This window comes from Pseudomonas sp. AK181, from assembly GCF_051122975.1.
GTDB lineage: Bacteria > Pseudomonadota > Gammaproteobacteria > Pseudomonadales > Pseudomonadaceae > Aquipseudomonas > Aquipseudomonas lactis.
In genome coordinates, this window is the sequence record NZ_CP146348.1 from 5,398,406 (window position 1) to 5,416,678 (window position 18,273).

Annotated in this window: 24 protein-coding genes and 1 pseudogene; 14 read left to right on the forward strand and 11 right to left on the reverse strand. The window is 60.5% G+C overall.

Features of this window, described 5'->3' with window-relative positions; translation table 11 throughout:
• Positions 1 to 18 precede the first annotated feature (18 nt).
• The gene (locus V8689_RS24630) at positions 19 to 603 is read right to left on the reverse strand and encodes a recombinase family protein (protein WP_150073053.1); all 585 of its coding nucleotides are present in this window, start codon (positions 601 to 603) and stop codon (positions 19 to 21) included.
• 190 nt (positions 604 to 793) lie between these two features.
• Positions 794 to 1,228, reverse strand: a complete 435-nt coding sequence (merR, locus tag V8689_RS24635) for an Hg(II)-responsive transcriptional regulator (protein WP_000429838.1) — start codon at positions 1,226 to 1,228, stop codon at positions 794 to 796.
• Positions 1,229 to 1,299: 71 nt separating this feature from the next.
• Here merR and merT point away from each other — a divergent pair, with 71 nt between their 5' ends.
• The 6 genes from merT to merE are packed head-to-tail and all read left to right on the forward strand — an operon-like array spanning position 1,300 to position 4,447.
• The gene (merT, locus tag V8689_RS24640) at positions 1,300 to 1,650 is read left to right on the forward strand and encodes a mercuric ion transporter MerT (protein WP_001294667.1); all 351 of its coding nucleotides are present in this window, start codon (positions 1,300 to 1,302) and stop codon (positions 1,648 to 1,650) included.
• A 15-nt stretch (positions 1,651 to 1,665) separates the two neighbouring features.
• Positions 1,666 to 1,941, forward strand: a complete 276-nt coding sequence (merP, locus tag V8689_RS24645) for a mercury resistance system periplasmic binding protein MerP (RefSeq protein WP_000735441.1) — start codon at positions 1,666 to 1,668, stop codon at positions 1,939 to 1,941.
• A gap of 2 nt (positions 1,942 to 1,943) precedes the next feature.
• Entirely contained in the window at positions 1,944 to 2,189 is a 246-nt protein-coding gene (gene merF / locus V8689_RS24650) for a mercury resistance system transport protein MerF (RefSeq protein WP_000654684.1), read from the forward strand.
• 20 nt (positions 2,190 to 2,209) lie between these two features.
• Positions 2,210 to 3,832: a mercury(II) reductase gene (gene merA / locus V8689_RS24655; protein ID WP_434520733.1), complete on the forward strand. Its 1,623-nt coding sequence runs from the start codon at positions 2,210 to 2,212 to the stop codon at positions 3,830 to 3,832.
• 16 nt (positions 3,833 to 3,848) lie between these two features.
• Complete coding sequence (gene merD / locus V8689_RS24660; RefSeq protein ID WP_003465059.1) at positions 3,849 to 4,214, forward strand: mercury resistance co-regulator MerD; 366 nt, start codon at positions 3,849 to 3,851, stop codon at positions 4,212 to 4,214.
• Positions 4,211 to 4,447, forward strand: a complete 237-nt coding sequence (gene merE / locus V8689_RS24665; RefSeq protein ID WP_001087809.1) for a broad-spectrum mercury transporter MerE — start codon at positions 4,211 to 4,213, stop codon at positions 4,445 to 4,447. The genes merD and merE overlap by 4 nt, the downstream gene beginning before the upstream one ends.
• A 52-nt stretch (positions 4,448 to 4,499) precedes the next feature.
• Here merE and V8689_RS24670 read toward each other — a convergent pair whose 3' ends face one another.
• From V8689_RS24670 to V8689_RS24680, 3 genes are read right to left on the reverse strand one after another with little or no spacing between them, the layout of a single operon-like run.
• Positions 4,500 to 5,114, reverse strand: a complete 615-nt coding sequence (locus tag V8689_RS24670) for a recombinase family protein (protein ID WP_434520638.1) — start codon at positions 5,112 to 5,114, stop codon at positions 4,500 to 4,502.
• A gap of 60 nt (positions 5,115 to 5,174) precedes the next feature.
• The gene (locus V8689_RS24675) at positions 5,175 to 6,392 is read right to left on the reverse strand and encodes a TniQ family protein (protein WP_003465063.1); all 1,218 of its coding nucleotides are present in this window, start codon (positions 6,390 to 6,392) and stop codon (positions 5,175 to 5,177) included.
• Positions 6,389 to 6,601, reverse strand: a complete 213-nt coding sequence (locus V8689_RS24680) for an NTP-binding protein (protein WP_024015044.1) — start codon at positions 6,599 to 6,601, stop codon at positions 6,389 to 6,391. Before V8689_RS24680 ends, V8689_RS24675 begins: the two co-directional genes overlap by 4 nt.
• Positions 6,602 to 8,197: 1,596 nt before the next feature.
• On the opposite strand from V8689_RS24680, the pseudogene V8689_RS24685 reads away from it, so the two are divergent.
• Positions 8,198 to 8,308, forward strand: a pseudogene (locus V8689_RS24685) (hypothetical protein); the annotation flags it as partial.
• Positions 8,309 to 8,536: 228 nt separating this feature from the next.
• Entirely contained in the window at positions 8,537 to 9,241 is a 705-nt protein-coding gene (locus V8689_RS24690; protein WP_370588167.1) for a methyl-accepting chemotaxis protein, read from the forward strand.
• Positions 9,242 to 9,296: 55 nt separating this feature from the next.
• Here V8689_RS24690 and V8689_RS24695 read toward each other — a convergent pair whose 3' ends face one another.
• The 4 genes from V8689_RS24695 to V8689_RS24710 form a co-directional block, all read right to left on the reverse strand.
• A complete protein-coding gene (locus V8689_RS24695) occupies positions 9,297 to 9,572 on the reverse strand; it encodes a hypothetical protein (protein ID WP_020301383.1) in 276 nt (91 codons plus the stop codon).
• A gap of 225 nt (positions 9,573 to 9,797) precedes the next feature.
• Positions 9,798 to 10,079, reverse strand: coding sequence for a type II toxin-antitoxin system YafQ family toxin (locus tag V8689_RS24700; protein WP_011282522.1), 282 nt, complete (start codon positions 10,077 to 10,079; stop codon positions 9,798 to 9,800).
• On the reverse strand, positions 10,066 to 10,329 hold the full coding sequence (locus tag V8689_RS24705) for a type II toxin-antitoxin system RelB/DinJ family antitoxin (protein WP_020303033.1): 264 nt from the start codon (positions 10,327 to 10,329) through the stop codon (positions 10,066 to 10,068). The genes V8689_RS24700 and V8689_RS24705 overlap by 14 nt, the downstream gene beginning before the upstream one ends.
• Before the next feature lie 170 nt (positions 10,330 to 10,499).
• Entirely contained in the window at positions 10,500 to 11,393 is an 894-nt protein-coding gene (locus V8689_RS24710; RefSeq protein ID WP_033902376.1) for a cation transporter, read from the reverse strand.
• A gap of 100 nt (positions 11,394 to 11,493) precedes the next feature.
• On the opposite strand from V8689_RS24710, the gene cadR reads away from it, so the two are divergent.
• The 4 genes from cadR (at position 11,494) to V8689_RS24730 (ending at position 13,631) form a co-directional block, all read left to right on the forward strand.
• Positions 11,494 to 11,901, forward strand: a complete 408-nt coding sequence (cadR, locus tag V8689_RS24715; RefSeq protein ID WP_024015046.1) for a Cd(II)/Pb(II)-responsive transcriptional regulator — start codon at positions 11,494 to 11,496, stop codon at positions 11,899 to 11,901.
• A gap of 130 nt (positions 11,902 to 12,031) precedes the next feature.
• Complete coding sequence (locus V8689_RS24720; protein ID WP_024015047.1) at positions 12,032 to 12,379, forward strand: DUF3703 domain-containing protein; 348 nt, start codon at positions 12,032 to 12,034, stop codon at positions 12,377 to 12,379.
• Positions 12,376 to 12,885, forward strand: a complete 510-nt coding sequence (lspA, locus tag V8689_RS24725; RefSeq protein WP_003452327.1) for a signal peptidase II — start codon at positions 12,376 to 12,378, stop codon at positions 12,883 to 12,885. Before V8689_RS24720 ends, lspA begins: the two co-directional genes overlap by 4 nt.
• Positions 12,885 to 13,631 (forward strand): helix-turn-helix transcriptional regulator, encoded by a 747-nt coding sequence (locus V8689_RS24730; protein ID WP_024015048.1) that lies wholly within the window; start codon positions 12,885 to 12,887, stop codon positions 13,629 to 13,631. The genes lspA and V8689_RS24730 overlap by 1 nt, the downstream gene beginning before the upstream one ends.
• A gap of 131 nt (positions 13,632 to 13,762) precedes the next feature.
• Here the strand turns inward: V8689_RS24730 and V8689_RS24735 are convergent, their stop codons facing one another.
• Both V8689_RS24735 and V8689_RS24740 read right to left on the reverse strand, forming a co-directional pair.
• A complete protein-coding gene (locus V8689_RS24735; protein ID WP_010799689.1) occupies positions 13,763 to 16,792 on the reverse strand; it encodes a Tn3 family transposase in 3,030 nt (1,009 codons plus the stop codon).
• Complete coding sequence (locus V8689_RS24740; protein WP_010465829.1) at positions 16,776 to 17,378, reverse strand: recombinase family protein; 603 nt, start codon at positions 17,376 to 17,378, stop codon at positions 16,776 to 16,778. The genes V8689_RS24735 and V8689_RS24740 overlap by 17 nt, the downstream gene beginning before the upstream one ends.
• 191 nt (positions 17,379 to 17,569) lie before the next feature.
• Between V8689_RS24740 and V8689_RS24745 the strand changes: the two genes are divergently transcribed.
• Both V8689_RS24745 and V8689_RS24750 read left to right on the forward strand, forming a co-directional pair.
• Positions 17,570 to 17,947 carry a type II toxin-antitoxin system RelE/ParE family toxin gene (locus tag V8689_RS24745; RefSeq protein WP_003151133.1) on the forward strand — a complete coding sequence of 126 codons (378 nt, stop codon included), beginning with the start codon at positions 17,570 to 17,572 and terminating at the stop codon, positions 17,945 to 17,947.
• Positions 17,928 to 18,263, forward strand: a complete 336-nt coding sequence (locus tag V8689_RS24750) for a helix-turn-helix domain-containing protein (RefSeq protein ID WP_001172026.1) — start codon at positions 17,928 to 17,930, stop codon at positions 18,261 to 18,263. The genes V8689_RS24745 and V8689_RS24750 overlap by 20 nt, the downstream gene beginning before the upstream one ends.
• Positions 18,264 to 18,273 lie beyond the last annotated feature (10 nt).

Genomic DNA, 18,273 nt, shown 5'->3' on the forward strand with positions numbered 1-18,273 from the left:
TCCGCTACGGCGGACACCCTAAGACGACTCAGGCGACTCCGGCGCACTGAATGAGCGGGCATAACGATACAAAGTCGTCCGCGAAATGCCATAGCGTCGGGCCACGTCTCCAGGCTGTATCTCAGGATCTTTGAGCAGGGCTTGTATCTCGCGTAGCTGGCGGTCATTCAAACTACGCTTGCGTCCGCCTTTTCGCCCACGTGCACGAGCCGCCGCCAGCCCTGCGCGGGTGCGCTCTCGAATCAGGTTGCGCTCGAACTCAGCCAAGGCAGCGAACACATGAAAGATCAGCTTGCCGGCAGCGCTGGTGGTTTTAATTCGTTCGTTGATCGACTCGAACCCCACTCCATCCTGCTCAAGTCGACTGACGATCCCAACCAGGTCAGGTAAGGAGCGGCCGAGGCGGTCCAGTCGCCATACGACCAGAGTGTCGCCACTACGCAGAGCCTTGAGACAATGCCCCAACTCCGGCCTATCCGCTGACTTGCCGCTCATGGTCTCTTCGTAAACTACGGAGCACCCAGCCAGGGTGAGTGCATCTCGCTGCAAGTCGAGGTTCTGATCATCAGTCGACACTCGAGCATATCCAATCCGCTTTCCCATACGTTTTTCTCACACTGATTTCGGTACGGGAAAAGTGACAGGAAAGCGGTAAATCCCAAGTCCAAAAGATCATGTCACTTTCAGAAGGCGACAGCACGAAATATCAAAAGTCGACCGCACGGTCTTTTCTGACGTTGGAGTCGCCTCAGAAAACGGAAAATAAAGCACGCTAAGGCGTAGTTCCCTCGGGCTACACCGCGTCCGCACTGCGCGGTTCTTTCTTCCCTTGCAGTGACGCAATCAGCGGGCAGGAAACGTTCCCCTTCCGCGCATGGCAGGCGCACACCAAATCAGACAGCACGGCCTCCATGCGCGCCAGGTCAGCCATCCTCTCGCGCACGTCCTTGAGCTTGTGCTCGGCCAGGCTGCTGGCTTCCTCGCAATGGGTGCCATCCTCCAGCCGCAGCAGCTCGGCGATCTCATCCAGGCTGAAGCCCAACCGCTGGGCTGATTTCACGAAGCGCACCCGCGTTACATCCGTCTCGCCATAGCGGCGAATGCTGCCGTAAGGCTTGTCCGGTTCCGGGAGCAAGCCCTTGCGCTGATAGAACCGGATGGTCTCCACATTGACCCCGGCCGTCCTGGCGAAAACGCCAATGGTCAGGTTCTCCAAATTGTTTTCCATATCGCTTGACTCCGTACATAACTACGGAAGTAAGCTTAAGCTATCCAATTCAGATTCGAAAGGACAAACGTATGTCTGAACCTCAAAACGGGCGCGGCGCGCTCTTCACTGGCGGGCTGGCCGCCATCCTCGCCTCGGCTTGCTGCCTCGGGCCGCTGGTTCTGATCGCCTTGGGGTTCAGCGGCGCTTGGATCGGCAACTTGACGGTGTTGGAACCCTATCGCCCCATCTTTATCGGCGTGGCGCTGGTGGCGTTGTTCTTCGCCTGGCGGCGCATCTACCGGCCGTCAGCCGCCTGCAAACCGGGTGAGGTTTGCGCGATTCCCCAAGTGCGAGCTACTTACAAGCTCATTTTCTGGGGCGTGGCCGTGCTGGTTTTGGTCGCGCTCGGATTTCCCTACGTCGTGCCATTTTTCTATTGATCACAGGAGTTCACCATGAAAAAGCTGCTTTCCGCCCTTGCCCTCGCTGCCGTTGTTGCCCCCGTGTGGGCCGCCACCCAGACCGTTACGCTGTCCGTACCGGGCATGACCTGCTCGGCCTGTCCGATCACTGTCAAGAAGGCGATTTCCAAGGTCGATGGCGTCAGTAAAGTTGACGTGACCTTCGAGACGCGCGAAGCGGTGGTCACCTTCGATGATGCCAAGACCAGCGTGCAGAAACTGACCAAGGCTACCGAGGATGCGGGCTACCCATCATCAGTCAAGAACTGATCATGAAAGACCCGAAGACACTGCTGCGGGTCAGCATCATTGGCACAACCCTCGTGGCGCTGTGTTGCTTCACCCCTGTTCTGGTCATTTTGCTCGGTGTGGTCGGCTTGTCCGCGCTGACCGGCTATCTGGACTATGTGCTGCTGCCTGCGCTGGCGATTTTCATCGGCTTGACCATCTACGCCATCCAACGAAAACGCCAAGCCGATGCCTGCTGCACCCCGAAATTCAATGGAGTAAAAAAATGACCGAAATCACCGTGAATGGCATGACCTGCACATCCTGCGCCACCCATGTCAAAGATGCTTTGGAAAAGATTCCCGGCGTGAATGCCGCTGTGGTGTCCTATCCAGAAAGCCGCGCGCAAGTCATGGCAGACACCGCCGTGAGCCACAACCAACTGCTGGCCGCCATCGCCGCATTGGGTTATCAAGGCTCGATCCGGGTTGGTGATTTCAAAGATGAACCAAAAATCCGTGATGCACTTGAGGGCGCCGGTTTGCATATCGCCATCATTGGCAGCGGCGGGGCCGCGATGGCGGCGGCGCTGAAGGCCGTCGAGCAAGGCGCGACGGTCACGCTGATCGAACGCGGCACCATCGGCGGCACCTGCGTCAATATCGGCTGTGTGCCGTCCAAGATCATGATCCGCGCTGCCCATATTGCCCATCTGCGCCGGGAAAGTCCGTTCGACGGCGGTATTGCGGCAACTGTGCCTGCGATTGACCGCAGCAAACTGCTGGCCCAGCAGCAGGCCCGTGTCGATGAACTGCGGCACGCCAAATACGAAGGCATCCTGGACGGCAATCCAGCCATCACCGTTTTGCACGGTGAAGCGCGTTTCAAGGACGACCAGAGCCTGGTCGTCCGTTTGAACGAGGGTGGCGAGCGCGAGGTAACGTTCGACCGCTGCCTGGTCGCCACCGGTGCCAGTCCGGCCGTGCCGCCGATTCCGGGCCTGAAAGAGTCACCCTACTGGACTTCCACCGAAGCGCTTGTCAGCGACACCATTCCCGCACGCCTGGCCGTGATCGGTTCGTCGGTGGTGGCGTTGGAACTGGCGCAAGCCTTTGCCCGGCTCAGCAGCCAGGTCACGATCCTGGCACGCAGCACCTTGTTCTTCCGGGAAGACCCGGCCATCGGCGAGGCCGTGACAGCCGCTTTCCGCGCCGAGGGCATCGAGGTGCTGGAGCACACGCAAGCCAGCCAGGTCGCCCATGTGAACGGCGAATTCGTGCTGACCACCGGACACGGTGAATTGCGCGCTGACAAGTTGCTGGTTGCCACCGGTCGGGCACCGAATACGCGCAGCCTCGCGCTGGACGCGGCGGGGGTCACTGTCAATGCGCAAGGGGCCATCGTTATCGACCAAGGCATGCGCACGAGCAACCCGAACATCTACGCGGCCGGCGACTGCACCGACCAGCCGCAGTTCGTCTACGTGGCAGCGGCCGCCGGCACCCGTGCCGCGATCAACATGACCGGCGGCGACGCAGCCCTCAATCTGACCGCGATGCCGGCAGTGGTGTTCACCGACCCGCAAGTCGCCACCGTGGGCTACAGCGAGGCGGAAGCGCACCACGATGGCATCGAGACCGACAGTCGCACGCTGACACTCGACAACGTTCCGCGAGCGCTTGCCAACTTCGACACACGCGGCTTCATCAAGCTGGTCATCGAGGAAGGTAGCGGACGGCTCATCGGCGTGCAGGCGGTGGCCCCGGAAGCGGGCGAACTGATCCAGACGGCGGTGCTCGCCATCCGCAACCGCATGACGGTGCAGGAACTGGCCGACCAGTTGTTCCCCTACCTGACAATGGTCGAGGGGTTGAAGCTTGCGGCGCAGACCTTCAACAAGGACGTGAAGCAGCTTTCCTGCTGCGCTGGATAAAAAAAGGAGGTTTTCAATGAGCGCCTACACCGTGTCCCGGCTGGCCCTTGATGCCGGGGTGAGCGTGCATATCGTGCGCGACTACCTGCTGCGCGGATTGCTGCGTCCGGTGGCGTGCACCCCGGGCGGCTATGGCCTGTTCGATGATGCCGCCTTGCAACGGCTGTGCTTCGTGCGGGCGGCCTTCGAGGCGGGCATCGGCCTGGACGCGCTGGCGCGGCTGTGCCGGGCGCTGGATGCTGCGGACGGCGATGAAGCGGCCGCGCAGCTTGCCGTTCTGCGCCAGTTCGTCGAGCGTCGGCGCGAAGCGTTGGCCGATCTGGAGGTGCAGTTGGCCACCATGCCGACCGAGCCGGCACAGCACGCGGAGAGTCTGCCATGAACAGCCCCGAGCGCTTGCCGTCCGAGACGCACAAACCGATCACCGGCTACCTGTGGGGCGCGCTGGCCGTGCTCACCTGTCCCTGCCATTTGCCGATTCTCGCCATTGTGCTGGCCGGCACGACGGCCGGCGCGTTCATCGGAGAGTACTGGGGTATCGCAGCCCTCACGCTGACCGGTTTGTTCGTCCTGTCTGTGACACGACTGCTGCGGGCCTTCAAAGATCGATCATGAGCGCTTCCCATTGAGACAAACCACGCTGTCGCTACGTTGCCTCATGCCGGCATCAAATTCGGCTGAGTAGCTTCTCGCCATCTGGACGTAGCTCACCCTTGGGTGAAACATGCCGATACAGGGTCTGCCGCGTGACGCCAAGTTCCTGGCACAGGTCGCCGACCTTGGTCTCTGGCTGACCCATTGCCGCCATCGCCAGCCGCAGCTTGGCGGCGGTCATCTTGAACGGCCGGCCGCCTTTCCGCCCGCGCGCGCGGGCCGAGGCTAGGCCGGCAATCGTGCGCTCCGCGATCAACTCGCGCTCGAACTCGGCCAGGGCGGCGAAGATGCCAAAGACCAGCTTGCCGGCGGCGGTCGTGGTGTCGATGGCCGCGCCGTGCCCGGTTAATACCTTCAAGCCGATGCCGCGCCCAGTCAGGTCGTGCACGGTGTTGATGAGATGTCGCAGGTCGCGTCCGAGCCGATCCAGTTTCCACACGACCAGTGTGTCGCCAGTTCGCAACGCCTTCAGGCAGCTCGTCAAGCCGGGCCGATCCTCGCGCATGCCGGATGCCTGGTCCTCGTAAAGATGTACTGGATCGACCCCGGCGGCAATCAGCGCGTCGCGCTGCAAATCGGTAGCCTGGGAGCCGTCCGCCTTCGATACCCGCATGCAGCCTATCAGCATGTCGTACCTGTCACATATACGTTCGATTATGTGACAGTGTGAGCCAGAAAGTTCTCGCCGTCAAAAACTGTCACTTAACCCGTCATTTAGTCTAAGACCTGCAAACGGCCATTCAGGCTCGTAATGTGACAAAAACTCCGGCGGGATGCCCTCCTTGGTGAACGTGGCGCGCAAACGTTCCAGGGATTCGGGGTCGCGTCGCCCGTAGGACGCCAGTGTGAACAGCAAGCGGGCCGTCTCCGGGTTGTGTCGCGCTTCAATGATGGCCTCATCGATGGCCTGGGCTGCTCGTTGCCAGTGGTTGATGGGTTCCGGCTTCGGCACCTTCGCCGGCAGGCCGTTGGTGAAACCAGTGTGCGGCTCCGTCTGAAACAGCGCGGCCTGTTCCCCGCGCGGGATCAGCGCCTTTGACTCGATCAGCGTGATGGCGGTGGCCGCCGCCTCCAGCATCTGCCACTGCACCGCCGGGGCCAGAATCTCGTAGGGACGCCACAGACTCTGCCCGGCGCGCAGCGGATGGCCGCAGCGCTCCCAGACATGGCGGATGCTCGCCGAGCAACTGCCGCAGTGCGAGAGCGGCGTGTTCAGCTCATCAAGCAGGGTGCGCAGCAGCCGGAACCACAAGCCGGCGTGGACACGCCGACGCGGCAGCTCCACAAAACCCGTCGTCAGCGCCTGCCAGGTGCGCCGGTCCATGCAGGCGATTGCGTCATCGGCAGGGCGCGGCGCAGCATCGGCGATTTCCCACTGAAGATACCGGCCGGGCATGCCCCAGTAGGACTCCAGCCAGCAGCCATGCTGCGGGCAGCTCAGCATCAAGGGGAGCTGCCAGACGAGTAGCACAGCTTGATTCGTTGGATCGTTCAGACACTGCGGACACGCCCGGCGAATCGTCTGGCTCGGTAGCCAGGCACGCCAGCGAGTGATGGACCGCACCTTGCGGGTGCGCTTGGGCAGGAGCACCGCGCATTGGAATGTATAGGTTTCCAAGGCTGCTGGTACCGAATCGTCGAGACTGTCGAGCAGCCACGGCACCCAGCCTGCAAGACTCATGCTGCGCAACCGCTCCAGCTCGACGCCACTGCGCTGGCAGAGCGCCGTCAGCAACGACAAGGATGGTGCGGTATCCAGGTCATCAAGTTGGCTGTGACCAAGATCGTGGGCCAGCAGCTCGTGCACGTCCATCTGGTAGCAGGCGGCGACCCGGTTGAGCCATGAGGACAGGGCTTCGCCTTCCTTGGGTGCCGGATGCAGCGGCCAGCGCGGCGCGGACTTCACATCAGTTCCCGCTCGAACTGTCGCCGCCGCTCACTGGGGCCGATGTAGTCGGCCATGCTGAGCGTGCGGTGGTTGATCGCTTCCTCGCCACTCTCCACGGCGGCGACGGCCGCCGCCACCAGCAGATGTGCAAGCTCGCCGATGGTGCCTTCGCTCCGGGTGAGCAGGTAGCTGTACCGGCTTGCAATCGAAAACGGCCGTGCTCGCAATCAGCGCAATTTCCGGCTCAGATTAACTGCGACTGACGGAGCCGTCTGGCTCAGATTATTTGCGAGCGAGCTTGCATTCAGCCGCGCCGGCTTGCATTCCATCGTTCCCTACTCACATTAACTGCAACTAGCCCCGTCTTTAGAGGTGGTAAAGATGCCGATGATGGCCATGGTGTTCTCCTTTCGGATTCATGGTCGCGCCCATCGCGTCCTTGTTGTGAGCCGATCGGCGGGTGAGGGCCGAACGCACTGCCAATGCAGCCGAAACGTAGAGAAGGACCTTGAGCTCCGAACAATTTGTTGCGCGAGAAAGCCGCTCGCCGGCGGGGAAAATGTTCGGTGGGAACGGTTGTGGGCCCAGGTCCGATCCCGCCAGGATTCACGACGACTCAAGGACGCATGGCTGACCGGCCGGACAGGAGTATTGGCCGACTCTAAACACCAGTCGTAGGCGCTGGAATCTCGCGACATGCGTAGCCCTTGCTTGGCGAAAAATATTCCCGATCGCCGAGCGCTCGATCTGACATTCGTCGTTCGGTATAGTAAAGAGTGCAGACCAGGCAGATAGGGGCGCCGGTAGCTTAAGGCCAAACCAGAGACGAGCCGCGCGAATGCTCGCCGAGGACCCGGTTTTCAAGCGCATGAGCTTATTTGACCGCGACGGAAACTTGGTCTCCTCAAGCCACGCGGATGAACCGCAAAAACTCCCTGCGGGTTGGCTGTCGCAACTGCGCGAACACACGGGTAGAAGTGCCCCGGCCAGGCGCGGAGGCTTCGATGAGCGCGGATCGGACATCTTGTCCTAACGGTCGACCCCGCCAGCGGGGGCTTCGTCAGCACCGCGCTGCAATTGCCGGCAGGGCTCTGGGACAACCATCTGCGTCTGGTCTGAAAGCGTTCAAGTATCGCAGCGGTACGCCGACATAAGGGGGCGAACGAACGGTCATTTGGCTGACCGCTCGCTCAATCTTGCGTATGACTCAAGCGCCCCCCTTTCGATACGAGACCGCCCAGATGCTCTTGAAAAAATCCCTGCGCGCTCAGCTGCTCACACTGATCGGCGGCAGCCTGTTGGTGATATTGCTGATCGCCTTCGCCAGTTTTTCCTTCTTGTCGGATGACATTTCCAAGTATCAACAACTACTCAAGGGTCCGATCGAAACGTCGCGCCTGATCGACGAAGCCAACGTGGAATTCAAAGTGCAGGTGCAGGAGTGGAAGAACGTCTTGCTGCGTGGCAAATCACCTGAAGCCTTGAGCAAGTACTGGCAAAGCTTCGAGAACCAGGAACGAAAGGTCCAGGACATCCTGGGCAGACTCGTTGAGCGAAGCGAGCACAACCCTGCCCTGTCAAAGCAGCTCCGCGACCTGCACGAGGAGCACCGGCGCCTCGGCGCCGCCTACCGCGCGGGCCGTGCGGCCTACATCGCCGGCGGAAACGATCCATTCGCCGGCGACGAGGCGGTTCAAGGCATCGACCGTGCCACCAGCGAACAGCTCAGTGGTTTGGTCATCCAGCAGCGCGATTCGGCGCTGCATCGTTCGGAAACCATCAGCGAAGCCGCAGATCGTAAAATAGTCGTCGGCTCGTTGGTAATGCTAGCCGCTGGCGTTTTCATCGCCTTGCTCAGCCTATGGTTGGTAAACCGCAATCTGATCGCCCCCATCCGTCACCTGATCGACCACATCGCCAAGCTCAGCCAGGGCGACTTTGCACAGCGCGTCGATGCGTCCCGTGCTGACGAATTGGGACGTCTGGCAGTTGCCGCGAATATCCTGCGTGACTTCCTTGCCGATACGTTCACCCTCCTGCAACGCAACACCTCGGACCTGGACAGCGCCAGTGGTGAATTGAGCGCCATCGCCGCACTGATGGGCCAAGGCACTCGCGAGCAGTTCTCGCGCACCGATCAGGTCGCTACCGCCATGCATGAAATGTCCGCTACGGCGCAGGAAGTCGCCCGTCACGCCGCCGAAGCCGCGCGTGCAGCGGATGCGGCCGATCATTCGGCGCAGCAGGGTGAGACCATGATGCGTTCGACTATCCAGACCATTACCCACATGCGCGGCGAGATCAGCAACACCGCCGAGGTAATACGCCGTCTGGAGACCGATAGCGGTCGCATTGGCAAGGTGCTGGAAGTTATTCGCGGCATCGCCGACCAGACCAATCTGCTGGCGCTAAACGCAGCCATCGAAGCCGCCCGCGCGGGCGATGCCGGACGCGGGTTTGCCGTCGTTGCCGACGAGGTGCGCACGCTGGCCAGGCGCACCGCCGACTCCACCGCTGAAATTCATCAGATTATCGACACGGTGCAGACCGGCGCGGTGGATGCGGTGCGTGCGATTGAAAATGGACAAACCCGCAGCAACGAAGGTGTCGAACAGGTTACGGAAGCGGGCAGCATGCTTCAGCGCATCACCCAAGAAGTCGAAGCGATCCGCGACATGAACCGTCAGATCGCTACCGCTGCCGAAGAGCAGACGTCCGTGGCGGAAGATATCTCGCGCAATCTGACCGAAATTACCGCCATCGCCACCACCAACCAGGACAATGTCGAGCGTACCGAGGCAGCCAGCCAGAACCTGCATACGCTGTCGGCCCAGCTCAGCGAAGTGACGCACCGCCTCGCGGGCTGACACAGGCTCTGCTCCGGCCCTAGATGATCGGTGTCACCACGTTGCTAGGTCCGACTCATCCGAGTTCGAGGGAGTTGGGGCAGGGCCGATCAACATGGCTTGTCTCGTGCTTGGTCGATTCGTTCCTGCATCGCCTGCATGACTTCTCGTGGGTGTACGACTTGGCGTTGGGGTCGTCGGCCTCACGGAGAGCTTCTTCGACCTCGCGGGTCATCCGCTCATATTCTTCTGGCCACAGCGCTTGCTCCATGCGCAGCGACGCCTGCCCCAGTAGGTGCAGACCGAACAGACGCATGTCATTGGTGGCGATGACGTGCTCTCGAATCCGCACCTGGATCACCTCATCGCCAGTTGATGCAGCTTCAACAGGTCGGTGCGCAGTTGCGGAGGCCCGCCGTCTGCGTTGTCACTCAATCGCCGCGCAGCTCGTCCACGGCATCGACTGCCCGCAGCAGTGCGGTGGTATCGAAACTCTCGGGAGTCAGTTCGTTCCAATCGTCGTCGGTGATGCTGATTGTCATGTAGCTTCTTTCCTTGTCCTGGGCAGACCCCGGCGTTACAGGCCAAGCTCGCTATGCGATCCGAGACGCACGAGTTGCAGCACGGCGTCATCCGGCTTGCGGTAAATCAACACCAGGTCGGGCTTGATGTGACAGTCCCGGTGGTCTTTCCAGTCGCCGGTGAGGGCGTGGTCACGGTGCTTCTCGGCCAGAGGCTGGTTATTCGCCAGGGCTGTGACGACGGCAATGAAATCGCTCGCCAGCGTCTGACGATGCGGGCCTTTGGCTTCGCGTTTATAATCGCGTTTGAACCGGCTGGTCTGTTCAATCGTCCGCATTCAGATCCGCCATCAGATCCTCGACGGAAGCGAACGACTTCAAGCCGCCACGGCGCGCTTCCTTCATCGCCTCGATGGTGGTGGCGTTCGGAATCAGCGGCTCGAACGGCAAGGCTTTCTCGCGGGCGACTCGGGTCAACATGATGCGGAAGGCGTCAGACACGGTGAGTCCCATCGCTGCCAGCACGACGGTCGCCTCTTCCTTGATGTGCTCGTCGATACGGGCACGGACTACAGCATTTGCGGACATGGTTTGATCCTCCAGATTGATGAGCTACATTGTAGCTCAATCCTTCCAGGAGTGCACCCAGCACACCTCGCCAGAGGCGTCTATCAAACGAAGGTTTATTGGACTGTCCGTACCATTGATGTTCACTTGTAGAAAGTGAGCCCATCGCGATGGAATACAGGATCGGTTGGTCAGGCTTTCAATGCCAGGATTCGGCGCGCACCGTTCAATACGATGAGGCCAACGACCGTACCAATCACCAAGTCTGGGTAGGGAGAGCCCGTCCACGCAACCAGCGCGCCGGCGACGATAACGCCAATGTTCGCGAGCACATCGTTGGCCGAAAAAATCCAGCTCGCTTTCATGTGTGCACCGCCTTCGCGATGGCCATAGATCATCAAGAGACAGCTGGCGTTTGCGACGAGTGCAACTAAGCCAATCCCCATCATCAGCATCGACTCAGGTTCGCTGCCATAGTGGAAGCGTCTAGCCACCTCCACGAGTACGCCCAGTGCCAACAGGATCTGAAAGAAACCCGCCAGGTGCGCAGCGCGAACTTGCAGCTGTGCACTGCGGCCGACGGCAAAGAGAGCCAAGCCATAGACGGCAGCATCCGCAAACATGTCCAGCGAGTCGGCAATAAGGCCCGTCGACTGAGCGATCAACCCTGCGCCCATCTCGATAACAAACATGGCAGCGTTGATGCCGAGCAAAATTTTCAGGGTGCTCGCCTCTTTCGACGCCGCTAATTCCTCATCAGCGCGATTGGTCGAGGCTGCTTCCTGACTAGCTGGTTGAGTCCCCAGTAGCGCTGCCCCTAGACCCAGGGACTCCAGCTTGGTAGTGATTGGGTCAACCGCCCCGTCATGGAAAGCGAGTACCTGCCTGCTGCTCAGATCAAAGGACAACGAACGAAGCTCAGGCAAGCTATTCAGCGCGAGCCGAATCATTCGCTCTTCCGAAGGGCAATCCATCTTGGGTACAGAAAAATGGCTGACCCAGGCTCCTTCGGTCGAGGGCGCGCTCGCTGCTTCAGCAGGCGCTGACACTGAACCGCAGCCACAGGATTTTTCACACGAGCTCATGATCCGCCTCTCCTATCAGGTTCAATTCTGGCAATTGAAAACCATATAGCAGGTATAGGGTCAAGCCTGGATATACTGGCTGTTTATCGAGGAGCAGCCTATGCGCATTGGTCAACTTGCACAGCTGACGGGAGCGGACATTCAGACCATTCGTTTCTATGAGCGCCAGGGCCTGCTTGCATCGCCCAATCGCCAGGCAAATGGCTACCGAGCCTACGAAGCGGATCATGTGGAGAAACTGCTGTTCATCCGCCGTTGCCGGTCCTTTGGCATGTCGTTGGACGAAATTGGTGTTTTGCAGAGCGTTCAAGCACAGCCGCAGCAACCGTGCGCGGCGGTCAATACGCTGCTTGATAGCCATATCGCCCAGGTCAGGGCCCAGATCGCATCCTTGCAAGCCCTGGAAAACCAGTTGGTGACGTTACGCAGCTGCTGCGATGACGAACGACAAAGCCTGGACTGCGGAATACTTTCGGGTCTAGTGGAGGGAGGCAAACGGCTTCCATAAGGCGCGCTAGAAAAGTGCCATTCGCTTCTGCTCAAAGCGTAGAGCTTGACCCTATAGCGGCTACAGGGTGTTCACTTGCACGATCGGCCCAGAATCATGGCCTTCCAACTGCTGCGCAAGTGAGTTCCAGATGAATACCGCCCTCCGCAATGCCATCGATGAAGCCTTTTTCCAGGCAAGGACAGCACTCCGTGAAAAGGCGCCAACCGAGGCATTCCCCTGGCTCGAGCGCGCCCACATCTTGAGCCAGCACATGCCCGTCCTGCATGCGCGGAGCCATTGGTTGATGCTAAGGGCTGGCTGGCAGTTGCGCGACTACCGGGAAATGTTCGGCCAAGCACCACGGATCATCGCTGCCGTGTTGTTCTCGAAGATCTGGGTACCGCTCGGCAATACCGGACGCGCGAGGATCAGTGCATTCGCGCCGATGCCCGTCTCACCCGGATTGCAGCGACTGTTTCAGGGAGCGAAACAATGAAATCGCCACTTGGAATGGCGCACCGTATCACTCCCGGGCTCTGGTGGACGCTATCGCTAGCCGTTGCCCTGGCCGACCAGGCGATCAAATATGTAATTGAGGGTTCGCTCTCGGTCGGCGCCGTGGTTCCTCTGACCCCAGTCTTCAATCTGGTCCATTTCTGGAATACCGGCGCAGCGTTCAGCTTCCTAGCTGACGCGGGCGGTTGGCAGCGCTACTTCTTCATTCTCCTCGCACTGGTTGTTTCGATTGGGCTCGCGTTGCTCTTGCGTAAGCCCAGGGCCAAGCTCGAAGCGCTGGGCTATAGCCTCATACTGGGAGGGGCAGTGGGGAATCTGATCGATCGCAGCTTCCGAGGCCATGTGATCGACTATCTGGATTTTTTCTGGCAATCCTGGCATTGGCCTGCATTCAACTTGGCGGACATCGGCATCGTGGGCGGTGCCGCCATGTTGCTCCTGAGCAGTGTGCTGAGTCCAAGCGCGGAACTGGACCGGGGCAGATAATGCGAAGCTCGGATGCCGCAGAAGTGGCTCGCTGGTCAGGCCATGCCTGGGTCGGCCCCGGTATCGGCGTCTTTCTCGGCCATGCCGCCCACCAGGATTGGCACCATCATCAAGCACATCAAATTGCAGTGGGGCTCGACGCCGCGATAACGGTTGAAACGCCGTTGGGTGGGCAATCTGGGGCTGCCATCTTGATTCCGGCAGGCTTGAAGCACCGGCTCAGTGCTGGGCATGTCCTGTCGATCTACCTGGATGTGCTGTCCGATGAGGCGCGTGCCTTGCGGGTGAGCGGAGCCGTGAGGCTGATGGAGATCGTAGCGGCCGATATTGCTGCGATGGTCGAGGCACTGAGGGCGTCGGGGCATTCGCCTGTCCAGTTGCAGGCGCAGGTACGTCGGCTGTTGCGGCTTGCCGATCCACCAATCCCTGATCCGCGCTTGACCAAGGTCACCGCAGCGCTGCGCGAAGGCCAAATGGGGCGTGAGGCAATGGCCGCGTTGGTGCATTTGTCACCCACGCGTTTTTCCCATTGGTTCGTGGAGCAAACCGGCCTGCCGTTGCGCAGCTATGTCAAATGGCTGCGCCTCACCCAAGCCCTGCAACACCTGGCCAAAGGGGGACGGCTGACCGAAGCCGCGCATGCGGCAGGTTTTTCCGACTCGGCGCATTTCTCCCGGACATTCAGGGCGCTGCTGGGCATCGATCCGTCCTCCGCCCTGGCTGCGGTCGATCTCCAGAAGTCATAGCTCTTTCGTTCAAGTCGAACGTCGTCCTCTGCACCTACCGTGAAGGCTCTCTACATAGGAGCTGAGCGATGTCCACTTCTCTTCGATTCGCCCTACGCTGGGGTTGTACGCCGGAATCCCAGAAATTTCCGTCAGCCCAGCTCCAGTCCCGCCACGAGCGCATCCAGGTCGATGAACTTGCCGTCAGTCTGGAAGGTGTAATGCCCGTTCAGCAGGATGTGCCGCCAGGCCGCTGGCGACATCTGCGTGATCAACGCCAGCGCCTTGGCATTGCCAGCTGCCTCGTACTTCGTCAGCAGCAGGGACAGGATCGCCGAGTTGTAGAAGATGATCGCGTTGCCGATCAGCCTGGCGCACTGGTTGCTGATCTCGATTTCGATGTCGGTGCGGCCGGTCAATTCCTTCTTCCCACCGACTTGGGCGATGGTCGAGCGTAGCTGGTGATAGGACTCAATGCGGTTCTGCGAGCGGTGAACATTACGCTCCAGTTGCGGGTCGCGCAGGTAGCGCAGTGTGTAGATACTGCGGATGAGCTTGTCGAACTCGAAGATTGCGCGCCGCGTCGGGTTCGGCGCCGTATAGGTGCACAGCTTGCGGATCAGCGTGCCCTGCGTCATTTCCTTCAGGCCCAGTGTGGCGACGATTCGGTCGATGTTCGCCTTCTCACCGACGATGAGTTGCCGGTCGATCTGGCCAGCCGGCCGGATCAGGCATTTCTCGTACAATGCCAGATCATCGGCGCAATACAGCTCCTGCAACTGGTCGTCGAGGTCGGTGAAGCGCGGCTCGAAACGAAGTCCGAACCAGTGCAGGATGGCGAAGTTGGCCTTGTTGATGCTGTGCATGTCGCCGGTGATCGCGCTCGGCACGATGTCCGACGTGTTGCGGTACCAGATGTCGAACACGTGGTGAGCCTCGTACTCGTGTGCGCCTATCAGGTAGCCGTTCAACGGCACGTGATTGCACAGCAGCGTGTAGGCGACGACGCCCTTGCCGCGGCCGAAATATTTGCGCGAGTAGCGCGCCTTCACAGTTGGTCGCTCGACGCCGAATTTCTGCCCATCAACGGCACCGTACAACGAATCGAGGTCGAACGAGTAATGCGGGAAGATCGGCAGTGCGGCGATGGCGTTGCTGATGCAATCGTTGGCCACATGTAGCGTCGCCTGGCGCAGGTACTGCTGGTAGGTACTCTCCAGGACGTGGTACGGGATGTCGCTGGTACGTGCCATAACCTGGTTGCCGTGGTTCATGGCTTGGGCAATGATCACCGCCATCAGACTGTCGGCGTCGGCTACCTTCTTCGCATAGCGTGGCTGCAATGGTGTCAGCGCCGACAGGAACTGGCACTGGCCGTTGACGAAGCGAAACACGTCGGCGACATCGCAGTATGGCAGTTGCTCGTAGAGAGCTTGCTCGCGCGCCTTCTGGTTCTCCCCCTTGGGCTTGCGCCAGGTCAGTCTCTGCGTGTCCTTGTCGTATTCCAGGTGCGTCAGCTTGCCCTGTTTCAGCTCGCGATTGAACGCCACCCATTGCGCACGCAACTCGGCCGCCAGTGCATCGAGCTGGGCACTGACCGGCTGCCGCAGGAAGGGGATGTCCATCTGCGCGAGCACGGCGGCTTTCTCGTCCATCGAAACCAACTCGTCGGACAAATGCCGGTGCTGCAAGCTGTCGTCAATGTAGAGCTCGCCCGCCTGGAAGCGTTTCCTGACCTGACGGTAAAGCCAGAATTCGTAACGATCGGCATGCAGGCCTGTCGGCGTGCCTTCGGCATCGAACATCAGCAGGTACGGACGCAAGCGTTTCGGCAGCGTTGCCGCCGGACATTCGTCGAGTGGCCGTTGTGATAGGCGCTGCTGCTTGGCGAACACGCTCTTGGCCCAAGTCAGCGCCGCGAGCCATGGGTTATCGGGGGCCGTGCCGGCGAAGTCGAGCGCGACGTACAGCGGCCGTAGATGGCGTCGAATGCGTTCGGCCAGGCCGTCCACCGCCTGCCAGTGCAGCGCCAGTTTGTTCAGTGGCTTGACGCTCATGCGCTGCGCCGTGTTTTGCAGCAATTCCCTGGACATGATTTTGTAGGCGCGTTGGCGCACCTCGCCGAACGGCGTCGGATCGGCCACGCTGTCGTCCACGTACAGCGACAGCAGGCGGCCAACCTGCGGCGTTTCCTGATGGCGTCGCAGCTGTTCGGCGACAAAGGACTGTTTCGCACCCGTGCGGCTCTCGTCCTCAAGTTTTTTCATGTGGAAGGCCATCGCGTCGACCAGGTTGTCGGTGAGCTGCCGGTAACGTACCCAGGCATAGCACAGCAGGTAGAGCCGGGTCTGCTCCGCCTTCAGGTGGCGCAGGTCATGGACGGTATAGAAGTTCGCCAGGCTCGCGTAGTACAGCAGGTTCTGCTGCGAGATGCCGAGCTTGGGCAGCAGCGCCTTGGCGATCCCGTGCAAGGACTTCAGCGTGGCGCGCTTCTCGCGCTCCCCTGCCATCTGACGCCAGCCGAAATCTTTAGCGTCCTGCTTGAGCGCTGCCAGTTGAGACAGGGTGTCGTCACGCACCAGGAGCTGGCCCAGCGCAGCTTTGGCCGATTCGTCCAACACTTCTGCCAGCAAGCCGCCCAAGCGCCTGCGTTCGGTGGACAGGGCTTCACTGACCAGCTCTTGTAAGGTGGTGTGGCCGGGCCGGATGATTTTGTGCTCGCTGAGCCAAACGATCAGTTCGGCGGCCACGAATCCTGGCATTACGTCGCGCCGCACGATCTGTTCAGCCTGCTGTGCCAGTTGCGGCAGGAAGCTAGCCGCCCACGACCGGTAGCCGAACAGTTCGGCGATCTGACCCCTCTGGCTGTAGTGCTCATGCTTGGTGATCGCCTTGCGTTCGAACGCTTCGCCGTGGAAATAGCGACTCAGCACGAAGGCGCAATCGTCCTCGACCTCATGCCAATCGAAGCGGAAGAAAGCATGCTTGGCCTTGAAGTAGCCGATCTGCAAGACGCAATAGACTTGGGCCTGCAGGCTAGGCCGGCTGCTGGCGAACGCCAGTTCAGATTCGGTCAACGCCAGGTATTCCAGCCGCTGAGCATCGTCGAAGTCCGGTAGGCCGTACAAGGCTTCCTGCTCTGCGTCAGAAAAGACGGTGAGTAGCTTATTCTTGTTGCTCATCGACCGTCCTTCCCGCACCACGCCAACCTGCTCGCGTCAATGTTTCGATCAACGTAGTGCGCTTGACATTGAAGTTGCGGCACACCGCCGCCTTAGACATGCCGCCATCGAGCGCGGCGACGATGGCGTCCAGCTTCTCACCAGTGATCGCCTGCGGCCGGCCGCCGATCCGGCCGCGTTTGCGTGCGGCGGCCAAGCCCGCGACGACGCGCTCCTGAATCAAGGCGCGCTCGTACTGCGCGAGCGCACCGAACACCTGGAACAGGAATTCGCCCGAGGGCGTCGTAGTGTCCAGGTTCTCTGTCAGCGAGCGGAACGCCACCCGCTTGTCCTTGAGCGAAGTCACAATGGCGAGCAGGTGCGACAGCGAGCGACCGAGCCGGTCGAGTTTCCACACCACCAGCACATCGCCGGCTCGAACGAACTCAAGCGCCCGCGCCAAGCCGGCACGGTCATCCTTCGCGCCAGAGGCACGATCCTCAAACAGGTGACGCGGATCGACGCCGGCGGCGAGCAGCGCGTCGCGCTGCAAGTCCGTGCTCTGGCGGTCGGAGTCCGACGACACGCGCATGTAGCCAACCAACATAGGCGGATAACCATCAAAAACAGGTTTCCGCATAATAGTGAATAGCGATAGAGTTTTCCGTACATTTTTGAGGGGGTGTTGCACAGGTAGCACAGCGGCGGCTGACAGCCTGTCGCAAAACAAATGTTTTACGACACCTCCTTGAGGTTGCCGCGTTTACATCATTACCTGAACAGGTATAAAATTCCGTCATGACAAACAAAGAAAAACCGCTCGAATGGATCGCGAGCAGCCACAAGGATTTGATGGCGTTGCCGTCCGACGTGCGTCGCCGTTTCGGTTACGCGCTCTCGTTGGCGCAGATAGGCGATCAGGATGACGCAGCAAAGGTGCTCAAGGGGTTCGGTGGTGCCGGCGTGCTGGAGGTCGTCGAAGACGATGCCGGCGGCACCTATCGAGCGGTATACACGGTCAAGTTTGCGGAAGCGGTGTTCGTCCTGCACTGCTTCCAGAAGAAGAGCAAGAGCGGAATCGCCACGCCAAAGGCCGACATGGACATCATCCGCGCTCGGCTGAAGGTGGCCGAGGTATTGGCACAGGAGCTACGAAATGCAAAAACGAATCATTGAAGGCGTCGAGGTTCAGCGCAGCTCGGGCAACGTCTTTGCCGACCTTGGACTGCCTGACGCTGAAAAGCTCAAGATCAAGACCGGCCTGGTGGTCGAGATCAGGAGGGCCATGCGCGCCCTTGGGCTGACTCAACAAGCGGCGGCCAAACGCATGGGCATCCCGCAACCGAAGGTGTCGGGCATGATGCGCGGCGACTTCACCAATCTATCCGAACGCAAGCTGATGGATTGTCTGAATCGCCTCGGCTACGACATCGAAATCAAGGTACGGCCAGCAGCCGAGCCGATCGGGCATCTAACGCTCGCAACCGCTTAATCGGAGCTCT

What these genes read in the sequence shown, in the direction of transcription:
- merT (WP_001294667.1), top strand. Translation starts at nt 1,300, where the DNA reads ATGTCTGAACCTCAAAACGGGCGCGGCGCGCTCTTCACTGGCGGGCTG.
- V8689_RS24750 (WP_001172026.1), top strand. Translation starts at nt 17,928, where the DNA reads ATGCAAAAACGAATCATTGAAGGCGTCGAGGTTCAGCGCAGCTCGGGC.
- lspA (WP_003452327.1), top strand. Translation starts at nt 12,376, where the DNA reads ATGAAATCGCCACTTGGAATGGCGCACCGTATCACTCCCGGGCTCTGG.
- merE (WP_001087809.1), top strand. Translation starts at nt 4,211, where the DNA reads ATGAACAGCCCCGAGCGCTTGCCGTCCGAGACGCACAAACCGATCACC.
- V8689_RS24710 (WP_033902376.1), bottom strand. Translation starts at nt 11,393, where the DNA reads ATGAGCTCGTGTGAAAAATCCTGTGGCTGCGGTTCAGTGTCAGCGCCT.
- merP (WP_000735441.1), top strand. Translation starts at nt 1,666, where the DNA reads ATGAAAAAGCTGCTTTCCGCCCTTGCCCTCGCTGCCGTTGTTGCCCCC.
- V8689_RS24735 (WP_010799689.1), bottom strand. Translation starts at nt 16,792, where the DNA reads ATGAGCAACAAGAATAAGCTACTCACCGTCTTTTCTGACGCAGAGCAG.
- V8689_RS24720 (WP_024015047.1), top strand. Translation starts at nt 12,032, where the DNA reads ATGAATACCGCCCTCCGCAATGCCATCGATGAAGCCTTTTTCCAGGCA.
- cadR (WP_024015046.1), top strand. Translation starts at nt 11,494, where the DNA reads ATGCGCATTGGTCAACTTGCACAGCTGACGGGAGCGGACATTCAGACC.
- V8689_RS24690 (WP_370588167.1), top strand. Translation starts at nt 8,537, where the DNA reads ATGTCCGCTACGGCGCAGGAAGTCGCCCGTCACGCCGCCGAAGCCGCG.
- V8689_RS24745 (WP_003151133.1), top strand. Translation starts at nt 17,570, where the DNA reads ATGACAAACAAAGAAAAACCGCTCGAATGGATCGCGAGCAGCCACAAG.
- V8689_RS24740 (WP_010465829.1), bottom strand. Translation starts at nt 17,378, where the DNA reads ATGTTGGTTGGCTACATGCGCGTGTCGTCGGACTCCGACCGCCAGAGC.
- V8689_RS24705 (WP_020303033.1), bottom strand. Translation starts at nt 10,329, where the DNA reads ATGTCCGCAAATGCTGTAGTCCGTGCCCGTATCGACGAGCACATCAAG.
- merR (WP_000429838.1), bottom strand. Translation starts at nt 1,228, where the DNA reads ATGGAAAACAATTTGGAGAACCTGACCATTGGCGTTTTCGCCAGGACG.
- V8689_RS24700 (WP_011282522.1), bottom strand. Translation starts at nt 10,079, where the DNA reads ATGCGGACGATTGAACAGACCAGCCGGTTCAAACGCGATTATAAACGC.
- V8689_RS24630 (WP_150073053.1), bottom strand. Translation starts at nt 603, where the DNA reads ATGGGAAAGCGGATTGGATATGCTCGAGTGTCGACTGATGATCAGAAC.
- merD (WP_003465059.1), top strand. Translation starts at nt 3,849, where the DNA reads ATGAGCGCCTACACCGTGTCCCGGCTGGCCCTTGATGCCGGGGTGAGC.
- merF (WP_000654684.1), top strand. Translation starts at nt 1,944, where the DNA reads ATGAAAGACCCGAAGACACTGCTGCGGGTCAGCATCATTGGCACAACC.
- V8689_RS24730 (WP_024015048.1), top strand. Translation starts at nt 12,885, where the DNA reads ATGCGAAGCTCGGATGCCGCAGAAGTGGCTCGCTGGTCAGGCCATGCC.
- merA (WP_434520733.1), top strand. Translation starts at nt 2,210, where the DNA reads ATGACCTGCACATCCTGCGCCACCCATGTCAAAGATGCTTTGGAAAAG.
- V8689_RS24670 (WP_434520638.1), bottom strand. Translation starts at nt 5,114, where the DNA reads ATGCTGATAGGCTGCATGCGGGTATCGAAGGCGGACGGCTCCCAGGCT.